Raw genomic sequence first — 17,253 nt, 5'->3', positions numbered from 1 at the left:
GTCGGGGGCCGTCCGCCGGTCCACCTGGTGGGCGGGAACCGGACCCGGCGGCCAGGGCCGGGCCGACCGGCTGCGAGAATCCGATGTCGTGAAGACGTTCGAGGAGCTGTTCGCCGAGCTGCAGGCCAAGGCCGCGGCCGGCACCCCCGGCTCGGCGACGGTGGCCGCGCTGGAGCGCGGCGTGCACGCGATCGGCAAGAAGGTCGTCGAGGAGGCGGCCGAGTCGTGGATGGCCGCCGAGCACGAAGGTCCGGAACGGGCCGCCGAGGAGATCTCCCAACTGCTCTACCAGGCCCAGGTGCTGATGCTCGCCACCGGTCTGGAGCTCAAGGACGTGTACCGACATCTGTGAGTGCCCCGCCGCCTCCCGGTCCCGGGAACGCGTGCGTCAGTCCGATTCCGCTGACCGTAGTCCGAGCCAGTCGACCGGCAGTCCATTCCGCTGACCGCGAGGAGCACCGACAGATGCTGCGCATCGCCATACCCAACAAGGGCACCCTCTCCGGCCCCGCCACGCAGATGCTGCGTGAGGCGGGCTACCGCCAGCGCGGCGACGACCGCGACCTGGTCTGCCGGGACGAGGCCAACGACGTCGAATTCTTCTACCTGCGCCCCCGGGACATCGCCACCTACGTAGGCTCCGGCGACCTCGATCTCGGGATCACCGGCCGGGACCTGCTGGTCGACTCGGCCAGCCCGGCAGAGGAGACGCTCGACCTGGACTTCGGCGGCTCGACCTTCTGGTTCGCCGCCCGCCCGGAGACCGTGGCGTCGGTCGACATGATCGCCGGCCGTCGGATCGCCACCGCCTATCCCGGGGTGGTGGAGCGGCACCTCGCCGAGCGCGGCGTCGACGCCGAGGTGATCCGGCTCGACGGCGCGGTGGAGAACGCCGTACGCCTCGGCGTCGCCGACGTGGTCGCCGACGTGGTCTCCACCGGGGCCACCCTTCGGCAGGCCGGCCTGGCGATCATCGGGGAGCCGATCCTGCGCTCGTCGGCGGTGCTGATCCGCCGCACCGGTGCCTCGGCCAACCCCCAGGTGGACCAGCTCGTCCGGCGGTTGCAGGGTGTGCTGGTGGCCCGCCGTTACGTCATGTTGGCCTACGACGTCCGGGCCGATCTGCTGGAGAAGGCGAGCGCGTTGACCCCGGGGATCGAGTCCCCGACCATCTCGCCGCTGCACCGCGAGGGGTGGGTGGCGGTCCAGGCGATGGTGCTGCGGCGCGACGTACACCGGATCATGGACGAGTTGTACGAGGTCGGGGCCCGGGCGATCCTGGTCACCGACATCCACGCCTGCCGACTCTGACCGGCCGGCGCCGGCCCGGGGTCTGGGTGCCCCGGGACCGGCCCGCCGGGGCGGGCCGGTCAGCGCGGCCACGGCCACTGTCTGTCCTTGACGTCCCGGGGGACGGAAGTAGCGGCAGACGGTGGTCGTCCCCCTCCTGGCCCACGTGGTGCAGGACCACGGTAGGCCGCCGGGGTACGTCGACGCGAGGGATAATCCGCACAGCGACCCCGTCCACGGTGTGCTCCCGCACAGTGGACGACCGGTCCGCCGTCGACGGTTTCCGGCGGGTCAGCCGGTGGCCAGGTCGAGCGCCCGGATGGCGAGCCAGAGTTCGTGTCGGGCGTTCGGCGCGTGCAGCAGCGAACGTCCCAGCGCCTGCTCGGCCCGGACGAGTCGTTTCCGGGTGGCCGAGGGCGAGATGCCGAGTGCGGTCGAGGTCGTGACCAGATGGGTGTCCGCGTCCAGCCAGGCCCGGACCGTGTCGATCATGACCGACCGGTCGGCCCGGGTCAACGCAGAACGGTTCCCCGGGTGCGCTGTCCGAGCCAGTCGAGGATGGTGCGCACCGCGTCGGGCCGGAGCGACAACCGGGCGAGCGTCAGCAGGTCCTCGGTACGGCCGGGATCCGCGACCTCCGTGGACTGCCGGCTCATCAGGCGGCTCCTCGCGTACGTCCGCCCGGGCCCTCCGGCCCCGGGAGACGACCGGCCCGGAGCGGTGGAACGTCTCCGCCGTGCCCGGCGCCAGGCTGTGCGGAGAAGCCTACCCGGCGGAGCCGGACCCGTCCCCGGGCTGTTCCGCGCCCGACGTCCTGGATGGCCCGACGGTCGGGTAACACCACGGCGCCCCGGAACGCTCTTCCCTACGGGGCCGGGACGGAGGGGCTCCTCGGCACCCTATCGTCGAGGTCCGTCCCGGCCCGTCACAGGTTTTCGCCCCGCGCCCGGTGCCGGTGACCGAACCCCTAGTCTCGTCCGGATGCGGATCGAACTCGTGACAGTGATCGTCGAGGAGTACGACCCGGCGATCGAGTTCTTCACCACTGCCCTCGGCTTCGAACTGGTCGAGGACTCGCCGTCGCTGACCAACGACGGCCGTCCGAAGCGGTGGGTGGTGGTCCGGCCACCCGGCGCGCAGACCGGGATCCTGCTCGCCCGCGCCGACGGGGAGCGGCAGCACGGCGCGGTCGGTGACCAGGCGGCGGGCCGGGTCGGGTTCTTCCTCCGGGTCGACGACTTCTCCGCCGCCCATGCCCGGATGACCGCCGCCGGCGTCGAGTTCGTGACCGCCCCGCGTGCCGAGCCGTACGGCCGGGTGGCGGTCTTCCTGGACATCGCCGGCAACCGGTGGGATCTGCTCGGACCGGCCTGACCGCCACCGCGACGAGTCGGGCCCGACCACCGACCGGGCGTCAGGCCGCGTCTCGACCGGGCGTCAGTCGGTGCGGCCGGCGACGCCGGGCCGTGTAGGCGCCGCCGGCCGCGAGCAGCCCGACCAGGGCGACGCCCGCGACGACCGGCAGCACCGAGCCGCCGCCGGTACGGTGCGGCGCGACCGGCGCGGCGTCGACGACCCGGGGTCCGGCGGCGCCCCCTGACGCGGTGCCTGGCGACGGGACGCCCAGCGACGCCGCGTTCGACGGCGGCACCGAACCGTCGAGCGCGGCGTCCGGCGTCGGACCGGTGAACGGCGGCGTCGAAACGGTACCGGCCGGCGGAGCCGGAAAGTCGTTCGTACCCTGGTCGGGGCGACCCGTCGTGCCGTCGGTTCCGGTGCCGCCGTCGGCCTGTCCGGCGGGGCTGTCCGGACCGGTGTCACCCCCGCCACCGGGACGCGGTGCGGTGGGCCGCGACGTCGTACCGGTCGGGGTGCGGTTGTGTGCGCGCACCGTGTCCGGGGAGAACGCGGGTCGCCCGACCGTGCCGCCGATGTCGGTGCCGCCGAAGATCCACAGGTCGACGCTGCCGGGGCGGGGCCGGTAACTCATCGCCCCGAGCTGGCTGTACGTCCAGGTGTCCGCGCCGGCGTCGGCGTGCCAGTACGACCAGTACGCCGACGCCGGCGGGGTCAGCACGCACGCCTCCTCCTCCGGCGGTGGGTACTGCCGACCACCCTGGTGGCCGCTGTACCCGATCCGGCAGATGAACGCCGGACCGTCGTGCCCCGTCCCGGTGGTCCGCCAGCCGCCCTGGTTGAGCAGCTCGTATCCGGTCGTGGGGGTGCTGCCGCAGGAGCGCAGCAGCGGCCCTCCCCAGTGTCCGAAGTCGACGGCCAGGACAACGCCGGAGGTGGTGGTGCACCGGTCGACCGGTAGCGGATCGGCCGACGCCGGGCCGGCTCCGACGACCGGCACCGCCAGCAGGGCCACGAGGCCGGCGGCGACCAGCCGGAGCGGCTGCCACCTGGCGGGCCGCTCCGGCGACAGGGCCACGGGACCGGCGGCCGGCCGGAGTCGCTGCCGCCCGGGACGCGAGCGGGCCTGCGGGGCGCCCATCAGTTCCGTTCCGTCCGGTCCGCGGCCGTCGCGGGCGCCGTCGCGGCATCCGGCGAGGAGGTCGAGGACGAGTCGGTTGCCGTCACCAGGCGGCGACGTCGGCTGGTGGCCAGCACCAGTCCGCCGCCGAGGCCGATCAACGCGGCCGCGAGCCAGCCCAGTCGGCCGATGTCGGCGCCGGTCAGCGCGAGCCCGCCTCCGCTACCGGACGGGTGGTCACCAGGTGGTCCGGAGCCGCCCGGCGCTGGGTCCGGGTCCGGGGTGACGGTGGTGACGTCCCGGTACAGCGTCCCGAACGAGGTGCCGACCGCCCCGCCGAGCGCCTGGACCGAGGCCCGCAGGTCGGAGCCGTCCGGCCCGTCCGAGGCGACGTCGAACCCACCGTCGGGATTCTGCCGCGCCGCCAGGAACGCCCGGGCCCGGCTGACCTGCGCTCCGTAGCGGGACCGGTCGAGGCTGAGACCCTGGATGGCGAGGGCCGCCGAGTTGGTGGAGTTGCCGGCGGCACCCGGGAAACCGCCGTCCGGACGCTGTTGCGCGGCGATCCAGTCCAGCGCCTTGCCGACCGCCGCCGCGTCCTCGTCACCGGGCAGCAGGTCCAGTGCCATCGCGGCGATCGCCGTACTGTCCACATCGGCGTCGCCGGTGTCCGGGATCAGGCTCGGCCACGAGCCGTCCGGGGCCTGCAGCCCGCGCAGGTACGCCACCGGCCCGGCCACCCGCTCGACGTCACCCGCCCGTACCTGGGCCATGATGCCGAGGGACTGGGAGAAGACCGAGGTCGCGTAGGTGTAGTTGCCGGGCCCGGCACAGCTGCGGTCGGTACCGGTGCTGGCCTCGGCGCAGATGGCCGTGCCGAGAGCGTCGATCAGGTCCGTGCCGGCGAATTTCCTGGGGTCGTGACCGGTCGCCTCGGCGAGCAGTGCCAGCTTGCCGATCGAGCCACCGCTGGCGTACGGGGTGCCGACGCCGGTCCAGCCGAGCACACCGCGACCGCTGCCGTCCCGCCCCGAACCGTCGAGGAACCGGAGCATCCGGGCCAGCGCGCCGTCGTCGCCGGTCGCGGCGAGTGCGTACCCGGTGTCGATGGTGAGCCCGAAGTCGGCGAAACCCGATCCGGCCAGCGTCTCGTGGTAGTGCCCGTCGACCAGCCGTACCGGGTCGACAAGGTACGCCACGCCCCGGGTCAGGTCCGGCCCCGGGTCGGCCGGCGGGTTACCCGTCGGTGTGCCGCCGGGGCTGCCGCTCGGGCCCGGGCCGGGCGTGCTCGGCGACGGGCTCGGCGCGGTCGGGTCGTGGACCAGGGTCGCCAGGTCGACGCCGGCCAGTGCCGGTACCGCGAGCACGCTGGCGTACAGGTCGACGTCCGGGGTGAACTCGTCGGGGACGAACCCGCCGCCCTCCTGCTGGCGGGCGGCGAGCCAGGACCGTCCGGGTGCCGCCGCGGCCGGCGCGCCGAGCGCGGTCAGCGCCTGCACGGCGGAGCCGGTGCTGCCGGTGTCCCCGCCCGGCGCGCCGAGGTACGGCGGGAAGCCGCCGTCGGTCATCCGCTGGGCGAGCAGGTAGTCCTTCGCCTTCGCCACCGCCGGTGCGGCATCGGGGACCAGACTCAACGCCTGCGCCACGAAGCCGGTCGTGCCGACCTCCGACTCGCACCAGTCGCCGGGCAGGATCAGTGAACCGGCGAATCCACCGTCGGCGCACTGCAACTGGCGCAGCCGGTCGACGGCCGACACCGGCACCTCGACTCCGGCCCTGGCCAGCGCGAGTACGCCGATCGCCTGCGGCACCGGCGCGGCGATCCCGTGGAAGTCCCCGGGCGCGGTGCAGTTGCCGAGGCTGCCCGCCTCCGCGCAGACGTTGTCCAGCAGCGTGCCGGGCAGGTCGCGGCCCCCGAAGCCGGTGGCGTCCCGACCGACGATCTCGGCGAGCAGGGAGAGCTGGGCCACCGCCGCCGAGTTCGGCGGGGAGCCGGTCCCGTCCGGGTAGGCGTACGTGTCGACGTGCGCGGCCAGGTGGTCGACGACCCGGCGCAGTGCGGCGTCCTGGCTCCCGGCGGCGGCCAACGCGATCCCGACCTGGAAGGTACGGGTGTGGTCGGGGAATCCGCCGACCTCGTTGAAGACGTGGTCGCCGTCGGTCAGCTGGCCCACCAGGTACGCCGCACCCCGGGCCACGGCGTCGCCGGCCGGCGGATCCGACGGCTGCCCGCTCGGGGTCGGCGTGCCGGTCGGTGCGTCGGTCGGGTCACCGCCGCCGGGGCCGGTGGCTCGCACCGAGGCCGGGCTGAAGGACGGCTGACCGCCCGCGCCGCCGATCTCGGTGCCCCCGAAGACCCACGCCTCGACCTCGCCCGGCGCCGGTACGTGGGACAGCGCACCGAGCGGGCTGTACGTCCAGTGCTCCTGACCGGCCGGCGCCAGCCAGTACGACCAGTACGCCGAGGCGGGCGGGGTCTGCGGGCACGCCTCCTGCGCCGGGGTCGGGTACTCCGTCGCGTCGTCGAACTCCGGGTTCCCGATCCGGCAGACGAAGCCGGGACCGTCGTGCACGGTGCCGGTGGTCCGGAATCCCGCCTGGTGCAGCAGTTCCAGGCCGTTGGTGGGGGAGAGGGCGCAGCCGCGTACCACCGGCCCATCCCACGGGCCGAAGTCGACGGCGACGACCGCGCCCCGGGTGGGGGTGCAGTCGCCGACCGGGCCGGCGGATCCGACGAGGTTCACCGGCTCCGCCGCCACCGCGACGGTGAACCCGACCAGGGCGGCCGTCGCGGCCGCCAGGACGGCGACCAGGCCGGCCAGCGACGCCCGTAGCCGACGCCGGACAGACCGCGGCCGACGCCGGGTGGGAACGGGGGTGAGGGGGACGGTAGGGGCGGGAGCGGGGCTCATGACGGGCCTCCTGGAGCGGCGGCCGGAGCGGGATGCTCGGGCCCACCCGGTGGAGACCAGGAGCGCCGATCCCGCGCCGTGGACCTCGACGGCGCTTGCGGTGGTGGTCCAGCGCAGGTAATCCGACTCGTCCGTCGGGTGACGGACCTACGGTTGCGGGCCAGTGCCGGGTTTTGACCGGCTTCCCCTGCGAGTACTGGACGGGTGGAGCGCCGACATCTGAACACAGCGCGGTGTCGCAGGTCAACGCCGGGCACGGCGCCGGGCAGTGTCCACTGTCACTACAGACGGCGGGACCGGTGTGCGCTACCGTCCCTGGGTCACCGCGTGGGGGAATCCGGTGGAAGTCCGGAGCTGACGCGCAACGGTAGGAGACGGTACGAGGCCGGTCCTCGTCGTCCCGAGCCCGAATGCCCTGCGGTGGTGCAGTACTGCGGATCCCGACCACGCGACCGGGCGGCGACCGCCTCCTTCCGCGGTGGCCCAGGGGCACTCCGGCACGGGGCGACTCGTCGACCCCCATCCAGAGGAGTCCGAACGATGACCCGCGGCGTACCCGCCACCCCGTCCCGTACCCCACGGCCGCCACGAACCGGCCGACGACTGTTCACCGCCGGCCTGGCCGGTGTGCTCTGCACGGTGCTGCTCGCCCCGTCCACCGCACGGGCCACCTCCACCCCGACCCAGGTCACCAGCGCGGTGACCAGCGGGGTGGCGTACCTGAAGACCCTGCAACGGGCCGACGGCGGCTTCGCCGGAGCCGGCCTGTCGAACGAGTGGGCGTTCAGCGCGTTCGCCGCCGCCGGGGTCGCCGTCGTCGACCTCACCCCGGGCGGCGACACCAGCCGCGACGCCCGCACCGTCTACCGGGGCCTGCTCGCCGACCCCGCCTGGCCGGGCGCCGCCCCGGTCGCCACCGACTACCAGCGGGCGGTGCTCAACACGTACGCCGCCGGGATCGACCCGGCCCGGGTCTCGGCCGGCCGGAACCTGATCGCGGACGTGGCCTCGTACTGGCAGCCGACCGAACCCGGCTACTGGGGACCGTCGGGCCTGTTCAACGGGACCATCTTCGGCCTGCTCGCCCTCGCCGGGGCGAAGACCAGCACCGGGGCGAGGCGGGTGCCCCAGCGGCTGCTCGACGCGTCGATCAGCGTGGTACGCGCCAACCAGCACACCGACGGGGGCTGGAACTTCGGCAAGGCCGAGGGCAACCCGAGCCAGCTCGCCGCGACCAGCGACATCGACATGACCGGTGCCGCCCTCGCCGCGCTCTGCTCCGGCGGCGTCCCGAACACCGACGCGGCGGTGCAGGCCGGGAAGAACTTCCTCAAGCGGAAACTGGTGAACGCCTCCGGCGCGTTCACCGCCCTGTTCGGGCCGAACGCCAACTCCAACGGCTGGGCGGTCTCCGGGCTGAACGCCTGCGGCTTCCCGAGCCAGGGCACCGAGTTCACCACGACGGCGGGGAAGACCCCGGTCGACTTCCTCCGTACCCTGCAGGTCCTGCCTGGCGGTGGGTTCCGGTACCAGCCGAGCAGCACCGGGGCGACCGCCTACCCGTCGATCGACGCCGTCCGGGCGCTGGCCGGCGGCGGCTTCACCGCCGCGCCGCCCACGCCGGTCACCGCCGGCACCCCCCGCTGGGTCGCCAGCACCGGGTTCACCCCGGGACAGGCCAGCACCGTCGCGGTTGTCGTCGACGCTGGTACGTCGACCGGTCTGCGGGTCTGCGCGGTCCGGGTCACCCCGACCGGCGCCACGACCACGCTCGGCGCGGTCCTCGACGCGGCTGCCGGCGGTGCCGCCGCCCCGGCGGGCTGCGTCACCGGCCACGCCCCCGCCTCCGGCGGCGGTACCGTCACCTCGATCAACGGGGTCGGCAACACCGGCGGTACGAGCTGGCGGTTCGGTGTCGACGGCGGTGCGGAGGCCCCGGCGAACCGGGACAGTGTGGTCAACCTCGGCGACACCGTCTCGCTGCGCTACGGCAGCTGACCCTCGTCCGGCCGACCAGGAAGGTCCCGGCGGGGCGGCGGTTGCCCGTCGTTCCGCCGGGCGCCCGGTGGTCCACGTTCGTTCCGCCGGGCCGGTTTCCGGTGGGTCGGTCGGTCCCGAGGCTCCACGTCCACCGGCGGCGGGGCTACCCGTCCCGGTGCTGGACGATCGACGCGTTGTCGCCGGTCGAGGCGATCCCGCGCAGCTCGCCGTCGACCACGATGGCGCGCGGGCCGTGCGGAGTCGGCTGCGGGCGCTGGTCGGGACGGTCCGGCGGTGGCGACCCGGCACGCCGTGGCCACACCATCACGGCCGCGGCGACCCCGGCCGCTCCGGAGACCACGCCGGCGACCCAGCCCGCCGCCTCCAGCCCCGACAGTCCGAAGAAGACGGTCGCGAGCCCGGCCGCCACGGTGAAGGACAGGCAGACGAAGAAGATGACCCAACGTCGGGTAGCCGTCATGCCTCCATCATCGGAGGCGGCCGCCAGCACACAATGCCGAAGCTGAATTCCGACGGTGCCGTGGTGGTACCGCTCAGGGCTGTAGCCCGGCGAGGACCCGGGCGTTGTGCGTGCTGACGCCCCCGGCGGCGAGCAGTGGCGCCATGACCATGTACGTCAGCCAGGTGAGCGGCATCGTCACCAGGCCGATGACCAGGAACATCAGTACCACGTTGAGCCAGAACAGCACCCAGAAGCTGATCATCAGCAGGATGCCGGTCGCGATCCGGCCGGCGTACAGGTTGCCGAGGCCGAAGATGCCGAGGAAGCCGAGGACGAGCTCCAGGGCGACCGCCGCCCCGGCGGACTTCTGCGGTACGACCACCACGATCGGCACGGGTGCCGGCACCGGCACCAGTTCGCCGCCCGGTGGTGGAGCCGGCGGTGGATACATCCCGGGCGGCGGGTAGGACGCGGTGGCCGGAAAGGAGAGGGTCGGGTCGGGCCCGGGGCTCGGCGACAGCGGCACCGGCAGGCTCAGCGGAAGCGTGGGGTGTGGCTCGTCCCGGTACGTCGGCTGGTGGCCGCGATGTCCCGGCTGCCACCCCGGGGGAGAGGCGGAATCGGTCACTCGCCCAGTGTCACCGTCCCGCCGGCTCCACGGTCACCGGCTGTTCGGTCGTTGATGCCCGCCGTCGGGCGTGCCGGACGCGGCGGCAGCCGGAGACGGTGTGCTACGTCGCCTCTGTGAATCATGTCAACGGTCATGATGATCGACAGATGTGACACACTGCTGAGGTGCAGGAGAACCCGACGGTCACGGCAGCGGAGATCGCCCGCCTCGCCGGAGTCGGACGCGCCGCGGTGAGCAACTGGCGCAAGCGCCACGCCGACTTCCCTACGCCTCTGCGCGGTGCCCCGGCCAGTCCCGAGTTCGACCTGCTCCAGGTGGAGCGGTGGCTCCGCGCGCAGGGCAAACTCCCCGGATTGTCCCCTGTGGACCGGCTCTGGCGACGGCTCGCCGCCGGAGACAGCCCGTCCGCCGCCCTCGTCGCCGCCGGTACGCTGCTGCTCGCCCGGCACCGGGGCGAGCACCCCGAACCCGGCCAGGTCGCGCCGTACCTCGCCCCGGTCGGCCCCGAGATCGGCGCACTCGTTGACGAACTGGGCCCACGGGCCAGCTTCGACGAGCTGTGGCAGCGGTTCGCCACGCCCGGACCGGGACGCTCCTGGGCCACCCCGGACGACGTCGCCGACCTGATGGTCGCGCTGACCGGCGTCGACGGTGGCACCGTACTCGATCCGGCCTGCGGGTCCGGGGCCACGCTGCGGGCCGCCGTCCGGGCCGGCTGCACCGAGGCGTACGGACAGGAACTCGACGGGTCTCTCGCCCGGCTGGCCGGACTCTGGCTGGCGCTGCGGGACGTACCCGGGGAGGTGCTTCCCGGGGACTCCCTGCGCGCCGACGCCTTCACCGACCGGACCGTGGACGCCGTCGTCTGCCACCCCCCGTTCGGCTCCAGCGGTTGGGGACACGAGGACCTCGACCCGACCGACCCGCGCTGGGACCACGGCCTGCCGCCCCGCACCGAACCGGAACTGGCCTGGGTCGGACACGCCCTCGCCCACCTGCGGTCCGGCGGGCACGCCGTCCTGCTGATGCCACCGGCGGTGGCGAGCCGGCGGCCCGGGCGGCGGATCCGGGCTGCCCTGCTGCGTACCGGCGCGCTCCGGGCCGTGGTCGCGCTGCCCGCCGGGGTGGCCGCCCCGTACGGCGTACCGCTGCACCTGTGGGTGCTGCGGCGGCCCGCCGGCGACGAGCCGCTACCGGCACGCACGCTGCTGGTCGACGCGACCGACGGCGAGCCGACGGAGACGTACCCGAAGGTGCTGGACGCCTTCCGGGCCTTCAGTGCCGGACCCGACGCCGAGGTCGGGGAGGCCGGCTTCGCCCGCGCGGTACCGGTCATCGAACTGCTCGACGACAACGTCGACCTCACCCCGGCCCGCCGGCAACCGGCGGCCGACGACGCGGCCTGCACCGCCCACCTGGTACGCACCGCCGAAAGGCTCGCCGCCCTCGTCGGCGACCTGCCGGCGCTGGTGCCGACGGTGACGGTCGAACCGGACGTCGGGACCGCGCCGCGAACCGTCACCGTCACCGAGTTGGTCCGCGCCGGGGCGGTGCGGCTGTTCAGCCCGGTCCGCGGCGACGGCGCCCCGACGGCGGGTGACGACGGGTCCCCGGTGCTGACCGTCGCGGACGTGGTCGGCGCCACGGACGCCTCCGGACGCGACGTCGAGCGGCTCGGCCGGCGGATCCCGCTGCGGGCCGGAGACGTGGTGGTGCCGCTGGTCTCGCCCCGGCTCACCGCCCGGGTGGTCACCGTCGAGGGGACGGTGCTCGGCCGCAACCTCTATCTGCTCCGGCCCGACCCGACGGTGCTGGACCCGTGGTTCCTTGCCGGGCAGCTGCGCACCTCGGCGAACGAGAAGCAGACCGGCAGCCTCTCCGGAACCCTGCGGTTCGACATCCGACGAGCCCGGGTACGCCGTCTGCCGCTCGACGAGCAGCGCGTCCAGGGGGCGGCGTACCAGCGGCTGGACGCCTTCGAGGCGGCGATCCGACAGGTGGCGGGGCTGGGTGAGGAACTGATCCGGCTCACCGCCGACGGACTCGCCCGCGGCACCGTACGCCCCGACCAGCCCGCCGGATGACGCCGGTCGTCACCCGCGAAACGGTGCCGGGCAGGTCGTGGGCTCGGCGACCGTCGGGTCCGGCGGGTTCACGGCTCGGCGGCACCGATCTCCTCGTACGGCGCGATTCCGGCCCGGATGGCGTGGGCCCAGAACCGGTTGCCGTACGACCAGTGCCACCACGCGGTGGGCGAGCCGACCATGCCGACGGTCGTCAACGCGGCCCGCAGCAACGTCCGACGGAGGTGGCCGTCGTCGGTGAGCCGGGCCCCGGCCGCCCGGTGCCGGACGGCGTACACCTCGGAGCCCAGCCAGAGTTCCCGGCCACCCTGGTCACACAGGGTCAGGTCGGCCTCGCCGCCGGTGCGGTGCGACGTCGCGTCGGGTCGCCCGTGCTCCACGTGTCCCGCCTCCACGGTCGCCGATCGGTAGCCGTCCACCACCAGTAGCCGAACCTGTGGTGGAAGCAGGGCCTGGGCGGCGACGATGCCGTCGACGACGGTCAGCCGTAGCCGGATCGGCGGATTGCCCGCCGCCGGGCGGACCCGCAGCGCCGGCACCTCGGCCAGGTCGACGAGCGGCTCGCCGCACTCCAGAGACCCGACGCCGGTTGTCGGATCCGATGCCGGTGGTACCGCGTCCTGATCTGTCACAGCCTCTTCCAACCCGGGAAGCGGCGGGGGCGCGGCATCCGCCGTGCCCCCGCCGATCCGTCGCCGGCCCGCCCTTGTCGGTGGCCGCCGGCCCGCCCATCTGTCCTGGTCAGGTGATGATGTTCATGAACTGCCAGTCGATGCCGATGCGGAGTCGTGGTTTGACGACGGTGTCGGTGGTGGCGTTTCCGGTGCCGGGGTAGAGCCAGAGTTGGCCGTCGTTGTCGCGGCCGATGAGGTCGGCTTTGCCGTCGTTGGTGAGGTCTCCGGCGCTGATGGCGTTGAGTGACTGCCAGCCGGTGCCGATGCGGATGCGGGGGAGGGTGACGACGGCGTCGGTGGTGGCGTTGCCGGTTCCTCGGTAGAGCCACATTTCGCCGTCGCTGTCGCGGGCGATGATGTCGGCCTTGTTGTCGTTGGTGAAGTCTCCGGCGACGATCGCGGTCATGTGTTCCCAGTCGATGCCGATGCGGACCCGGGGGAGGGTGACGACGGCGTCGGTGGTGGCGTTGCCGGTGCCCTTGTACAGCCAGAGTTCGCCGCTGCCGCTACGGGTGACGATGTCGTCCTTGCCGTCACCGCTGAAGTCACCGGACACCCCGAACACGTCGGGTACCGGTACCGGGTCGTCGATGATCTTCTGGTATCGACGGGCCTGGTACTCCGACGTCGGGTGGCCGGACAGCCGGGAGTCACCGAACGAGGCGCCGGTCACCTTGTCGATCGGCGTGCCGCCGAAGCTGTAGTACCAGAAGCGGGTCTTGGCGGTGTTCTCCCAGCCACCGAACAGGATGGCGTGGTACGGATACCCGGACTCCGAGTCGGTCACGTCGTTGAGCAGGTCGCCCGGCTTCAGCTCGCCGCGACTGATGGCGTACGTGTAGGTGGAACTCATCAGGCCCTGGGTGTTCGGATCGGATCCGAGGTGCCACGCCATGTCGACGAAGCCGCTGCAGTCCCGTCGGTACTGCCGCGAGCGGGTCCCGTCCCAGGTCTTCAGTTCCATGCTGTAGGTCAGGTCGGAGTTCTCCCGGCGGGCGTACCAGTTCCGGGCCCGGTCCAGCACCTCCGAGCGGGTGATCTGCCCGCCGATGCTGCTGTCCGCGATCGCGGGTGGTGCGGTGGCGGCGTCCACCACCGTCAGGCTCACCGCGGCCGTGGCCACGGCGAGCGCTCCGGCGACGAGGCGGAGAATCCGCCTCCCCCGTGCCGTCTGTGTCATCTGGCGTTCCTTCCGTAGGGCTCTGCTGCCCAAGACGGTCACGCCGAGACCTCCAGTGCGGCTTCAGATCTTCTCCAGCGGGTCCCCGGCGGCGCTCTGGAGGATTTCTGGAGCGCCGGCCAGCTCCACGGGTCGGTCGTCGACACCGGCCGGTTCCGGGCGCGGCAGGTCGGCGGCGGTCAGCTCCGCGTGCAGCTCGTCCCGCTCGCGGGCGCCGTAGCGGGCGAAGACCGGTGCGATCTCCCGCCGGAGTACGGCGGCGGCCGCTGTCCGGCCCCGGGCCTGCTCGACCCGGGCCAGGTCACCCAGGACGCGGGCCCGGTTCAGCGGCAGGCCCAACGCCGTCCAGATCCGGGCCGAGTCCCGCAGCAGCCGGTCCGCGTCGTCGAGCCGTCCGATGGCGAGGTGCAGCTCGCCGAGTGCCCGCAGGGTCGCCGCCTCCCCCCACCGGTCACCGGCCCGGGTGCAGGTCGCCAGCACGTCCCGGAGCTGCTCCAGCACCTCGGCACCGCGGCCCAGCACAGTCAGCGCCTTGGCCAGCGTCCGGACGGCGTAGGCCGTCAGCAGCTCGTCGCCGATCTCACGGAATCCGGCCACCGCCTGGTCGGCGAGCTCCATCGCCCGGTCCAGCTCGCCATGGGCCCGGTGCCACATCGAAAGGTTGCGCAGGACGAGGCACTCGCCCCGACGGCTGCCCGCCCGTCGGTACATGTCGAGGGACAGTCGCAGGTGGAAGTGCGCGAGCGGGTAACCGCCCTGGGCCAGCCGGACGGTTCCGAGGAGCCGGTGGACGTGCCCGGTCGCGAGGTCGTCGTCGAGCTCGGTCACAAGATCGGCGGACTGGTCCAGGAAGTGCGACGCCTCGTCGAACCGGCCCAGTTCGCGACAGGCGAGTCCGAGCGCGGCGAGACTGGCCGCCTCGCCCCGCCGGTCCTTGCTCCGCCGGAACGCCTCCAGCGCCCGGCGCAGGTACACGACGGACTCGTCGTACCGGTCCTGTGCGCAGCGGAGCGTGCCGAGGCCGTACAGCAGCAGTGCCTCCCCGTACGAGTTCCCGCCCCGCCGGGCCGCACCCAGCGCGACGTCGTGCATCGTCGACCACGCGACGAACCGCTTCTCGAGCGGATAGGCGGGCACGGTCAGCAGCGACGCCAGGTCGCAGGAGGTCTGGTGGAGGTCGAGCCCGGCGGTCACCGCCACGACCGTGGTGAGCGCCTCGTGCTCCTCGGTGAACCACCCGGTCGGGTTCTCCATCGCCTGCGCGATGGCCATCTCGAGGCCGGGGCGAGGGGTCACCGGTCGGGTCTGCGCGACGAACTCGCCGGACGGCGAGAGCCGGGAGACCGCGTCGACGATCCAGACCACGGCGGCGCCCAGCGCGCCGACCCGACGACGGATCTGCTCGGGCGGGTCCTCGGCCTCGGCCACCTCCCGGGCGAACAGCCGGACCAGGTCGTGCAGGCGGTAGCGGAGCTGCCCGACGCCGTCGAGCCGTACGAGGTCGACGAGCTGGGCGTCGACCAGCCGCTCCACCAGTTCCTCCCCGGCGGCTTCGGGGATCCCGAGCACGGCCGACAGCACCCACGACGCGAAGTCCGGCAGACCGAGCACCCCGAGGACGCGCAGACCCTCCCGCGCCTGGGTGTCCAGCGTGTGGTAGCTCAGCGCGATGCTCGCCCGGACCTCCTGGTCGCCGACGGCCAGCTCGTCCAACCGACGGCGCTCGTCGGCGAGCCGGTTGGCGAGCAGTCGCAGCGGCCAGTGCTGGCGTCCGGCGAGCCGGGCGCCGGCCACCCGGATGGCCAGTGGCAGCCCTCCGCACTGCCGCACGATCTGCTGCGCCGCCTCTGCCTCGGCGGCTGCCCGCCCGTGACCCACGATCCGGTCCAGCAGTTCGACGGAGTCTCCCGGCCGCAGAACGCCGAGTTCGGTGGTGGAACCGCCCGCGATGCCACCGAGCCGGCCGCGCGACGTGATGAGCACCGCGCAGCCGGACGCGCTCGGCAGCAACGGCCGGACCTGCCGCTCCGACCCGGCGTCGTCCAGCACCACGAGGATCCGTTGACCGGCGGTCAGCGTCCGGAACCGCTCCGTACGCTCGTCGAGCGTCGTCGGTACGGCGGTGAGTGTCATCCCCAGCGCCCGCAGGAACCGCCCGAGCACCTCGTACGGGTCGGCGGGCGCGTCGCCCATGCCGCGCAGTTCGGCGTAGAGCTGGCCGTCGGGGTACCGGTCCGCCACCTCGTGACCGATCCGCAGGGCGAGCGTCGACTTACCCACGCCGCCGGTGCCCACGATGATGTGCACCTGCGCGGTGCCGATCGCGGAAGCCGACGACAGGGTGTTGACCAGCCGCCGGACCTCCTCGCCGCGACCGGTGAAGTCCGCCGGCGCCGGTGGGAGCTGCGCCGGCCGGAGTCGGGACCAGGCCGACCCGGTGTGGTCGTCAGGCGCCTGACCCGCGGCGACGTCCGGCGGCGGTGGCCCGTCCAGCGGGTCCGAGGTGGACGCCTGGCCTGTGCCCGGCCCTCGGACGACGGCTGCCGGCTCGCCGCCGGCGGTCGTACCGGTGGCCGTCGTCGCCGAAGCCGGCGAGGTGGTGTGCCGGTCCGGGCGGTCGTCGGGGCCGGAGTCCCCGAACGTGCCGGCACCGCCGCCCGGGGCGGCGTCCTCGCGCAGGATGCGTTCGTGCACCGCGCGCAGGCTCGGGCCGGGCTCGATGCCCATCTCGTCGATGAGCGCCGCCCGGCCCGTCCGGTACGCGGCCAACGCCTCGGAGCGCCGTCCCAGCGCGGTGAGCGCGACCATGAGCTGGCCGCGCAGCCGTTCCCGGAAGGGAAACCGTCGGACGAGATCGGTCAGCTCGGCACAGACCAGGGCGGCACGGCCCAGCGTCAGTTCGGCGTCCACCCGCTGCTCGATGGCGATGAGCCGCAGTTCGTTGAGCCGGAGCGCCTCGCCGGACAACAGGTCGCTGTCGACCCCGTCGAGTGGTTCCCCGTGCCACAGGCTGGACGCCGCCCGCAGCAGGTCGAGCGCGTCCGCGTACCGGTCCGCCTCGGCGGCGGCCCGCCCCTCGGCGAGGAGCCGCTCGAAGACGTCCCGGTCCAGGGAGCTGTCGGTGATCCGGAGCAGGTACCCCGGGGCCCGGCTGACGATGGCCGCCGCCGGATCGGCCCGGACCACGACCTGCCGCAGCGCCGAGACGTGGGTCTGCAGGATGGCCCGCGCGCTGCCCGGTGGCCGGCTGCCCCACACCACGTCGATGAGGCGGTCGACCGGGACGACGCGGCCGTGGTCGACGAGTAGCGCGGCCAGCAGGGCCCGAGGCTTGCGGCCGCCGAGGGGTATGGCGTTCTCGTCCGCCACAGCCTCGACCGGACCCAGGAGACGGAATCCCACTACGGCGTCCAAGAGCGCCGGCCGATCGAACGCCTGTCACCCGCTCGCGTCGACGGACCGGTGTGGACTGACGCGGAGACTCTCACCTGGCTACCGACGGGTGCCCGGGCTGGTGCGAACGTCCGCGGGGCGGAGGTCGCCGGGACGGCCACCGGCTGTCA

Annotated in this window: 14 protein-coding genes and 2 riboswitches; of the genes, 5 read left to right on the top strand and 9 right to left on the bottom strand. The window is 73.8% G+C overall.

Going from position 1 to position 17,253, the window contains the following annotated elements:
- The first annotated feature begins 88 nt into the window (after positions 1–88).
- Both V1633_RS25300 and hisG read left to right on the top strand, forming a co-directional pair.
- Positions 89–352 (top strand): phosphoribosyl-ATP diphosphatase, encoded by a 264-nt coding sequence (locus V1633_RS25300; protein WP_121159833.1) that lies wholly within the window; start codon positions 89–91, stop codon positions 350–352.
- Between the two features lie 113 nt (positions 353–465).
- Positions 466–1,311, top strand: coding sequence for an ATP phosphoribosyltransferase (gene hisG / locus V1633_RS25295; RefSeq protein WP_331216895.1), 846 nt, complete (start codon positions 466–468; stop codon positions 1,309–1,311).
- Positions 1,312–1,581: 270 nt separating this feature from the next.
- Here hisG and V1633_RS25290 read toward each other — a convergent pair whose 3' ends face one another.
- Positions 1,582–1,806, bottom strand: coding sequence for a helix-turn-helix domain-containing protein (locus V1633_RS25290; protein WP_331216894.1), 225 nt, complete (start codon positions 1,804–1,806; stop codon positions 1,582–1,584).
- A complete protein-coding gene (locus V1633_RS25285) occupies positions 1,803–1,946 on the bottom strand; it encodes a hypothetical protein (protein ID WP_331216893.1) in 144 nt (47 codons plus the stop codon). The genes V1633_RS25290 and V1633_RS25285 overlap by 4 nt, the downstream gene beginning before the upstream one ends.
- A 325-nt stretch (positions 1,947–2,271) precedes the next feature.
- Here V1633_RS25285 and V1633_RS25280 point away from each other — a divergent pair, with 325 nt between their 5' ends.
- On the top strand, positions 2,272–2,664 hold the full coding sequence (locus tag V1633_RS25280) for a VOC family protein (protein WP_331216892.1): 393 nt from the start codon (positions 2,272–2,274) through the stop codon (positions 2,662–2,664).
- Between the two features lie 40 nt (positions 2,665–2,704).
- Here the strand turns inward: V1633_RS25280 and V1633_RS25275 are convergent, their stop codons facing one another.
- Positions 2,705–3,787, bottom strand: a complete 1,083-nt coding sequence (locus tag V1633_RS25275; protein WP_331216891.1) for a hypothetical protein — start codon at positions 3,785–3,787, stop codon at positions 2,705–2,707.
- Positions 3,787–6,678, bottom strand: coding sequence for a prenyltransferase/squalene oxidase repeat-containing protein (locus tag V1633_RS25270; protein WP_331216890.1), 2,892 nt, complete (start codon positions 6,676–6,678; stop codon positions 3,787–3,789). Before V1633_RS25270 ends, V1633_RS25275 begins: the two co-directional genes overlap by 1 nt.
- A 95-nt stretch (positions 6,679–6,773) precedes the next feature.
- Positions 6,774–6,914, bottom strand: a riboswitch (cobalamin riboswitch).
- A gap of 71 nt (positions 6,915–6,985) precedes the next feature.
- A riboswitch (cobalamin riboswitch) is annotated at positions 6,986–7,114 on the top strand.
- 104 nt (positions 7,115–7,218) lie between these two features.
- On the opposite strand from V1633_RS25270, the gene V1633_RS25265 reads away from it, so the two are divergent.
- Positions 7,219–8,676 (top strand): prenyltransferase/squalene oxidase repeat-containing protein, encoded by a 1,458-nt coding sequence (locus V1633_RS25265; RefSeq protein ID WP_331216889.1) that lies wholly within the window; start codon positions 7,219–7,221, stop codon positions 8,674–8,676.
- A gap of 145 nt (positions 8,677–8,821) precedes the next feature.
- Here V1633_RS25265 and V1633_RS25260 read toward each other — a convergent pair whose 3' ends face one another.
- Both V1633_RS25260 and V1633_RS25255 read right to left on the bottom strand, forming a co-directional pair.
- Positions 8,822–9,139, bottom strand: coding sequence for a hypothetical protein (locus V1633_RS25260; protein ID WP_331216888.1), 318 nt, complete (start codon positions 9,137–9,139; stop codon positions 8,822–8,824).
- Positions 9,140–9,212: 73 nt separating this feature from the next.
- On the bottom strand, positions 9,213–9,749 hold the full coding sequence (locus V1633_RS25255) for a TM2 domain-containing protein (protein ID WP_331216887.1): 537 nt from the start codon (positions 9,747–9,749) through the stop codon (positions 9,213–9,215).
- Positions 9,750–9,916: 167 nt separating this feature from the next.
- Here V1633_RS25255 and V1633_RS25250 point away from each other — a divergent pair, with 167 nt between their 5' ends.
- Positions 9,917–11,836, top strand: a complete 1,920-nt coding sequence (locus tag V1633_RS25250) for an N-6 DNA methylase (RefSeq protein ID WP_331216886.1) — start codon at positions 9,917–9,919, stop codon at positions 11,834–11,836.
- A 68-nt stretch (positions 11,837–11,904) separates the two neighbouring features.
- Here the strand turns inward: V1633_RS25250 and V1633_RS25245 are convergent, their stop codons facing one another.
- The 3 genes from V1633_RS25245 to V1633_RS25235 form a co-directional block, all read right to left on the bottom strand.
- Positions 11,905–12,468: a M15 family metallopeptidase gene (locus tag V1633_RS25245; RefSeq protein ID WP_331216885.1), complete on the bottom strand. Its 564-nt coding sequence runs from the start codon at positions 12,466–12,468 to the stop codon at positions 11,905–11,907.
- A gap of 109 nt (positions 12,469–12,577) precedes the next feature.
- Entirely contained in the window at positions 12,578–13,690 is a 1,113-nt protein-coding gene (locus tag V1633_RS25240; RefSeq protein WP_331216884.1) for an FG-GAP repeat domain-containing protein, read from the bottom strand.
- A 63-nt stretch (positions 13,691–13,753) separates the two neighbouring features.
- A complete protein-coding gene (locus V1633_RS25235; RefSeq protein ID WP_331216883.1) occupies positions 13,754–17,059 on the bottom strand; it encodes an AfsR/SARP family transcriptional regulator in 3,306 nt (1,101 codons plus the stop codon).
- Positions 17,060–17,253 lie beyond the last annotated feature (194 nt).

Source organism: Plantactinospora sonchi (assembly GCF_036422035.1).
Classification (GTDB): domain Bacteria; phylum Actinomycetota; class Actinomycetes; order Mycobacteriales; family Micromonosporaceae; genus Plantactinospora; species Plantactinospora sonchi.
This window is presented reverse-complemented; position numbering and strand designations above follow the sequence as displayed.

Excerpts from the sequence above, each read along its gene's own strand:
- hisG (WP_331216895.1), top strand. The coding sequence starts at position 466 with ATGCTGCGCATCGCCATACCCAACAAGGGCACCCTCTCCGGCCCCGCC.
- V1633_RS25285 (WP_331216893.1), bottom strand. The coding sequence starts at position 1,946 with ATGAGCCGGCAGTCCACGGAGGTCGCGGATCCCGGCCGTACCGAGGAC.
- V1633_RS25280 (WP_331216892.1), top strand. The coding sequence starts at position 2,272 with ATGCGGATCGAACTCGTGACAGTGATCGTCGAGGAGTACGACCCGGCG.
- V1633_RS25275 (WP_331216891.1), bottom strand. The coding sequence starts at position 3,787 with ATGGGCGCCCCGCAGGCCCGCTCGCGTCCCGGGCGGCAGCGACTCCGG.
- V1633_RS25270 (WP_331216890.1), bottom strand. The coding sequence starts at position 6,678 with ATGAGCCCCGCTCCCGCCCCTACCGTCCCCCTCACCCCCGTTCCCACC.
- V1633_RS25265 (WP_331216889.1), top strand. The coding sequence starts at position 7,219 with ATGACCCGCGGCGTACCCGCCACCCCGTCCCGTACCCCACGGCCGCCA.
- V1633_RS25260 (WP_331216888.1), bottom strand. The coding sequence starts at position 9,139 with ATGACGGCTACCCGACGTTGGGTCATCTTCTTCGTCTGCCTGTCCTTC.
- V1633_RS25240 (WP_331216884.1), bottom strand. The coding sequence starts at position 13,690 with ATGACACAGACGGCACGGGGGAGGCGGATTCTCCGCCTCGTCGCCGGA.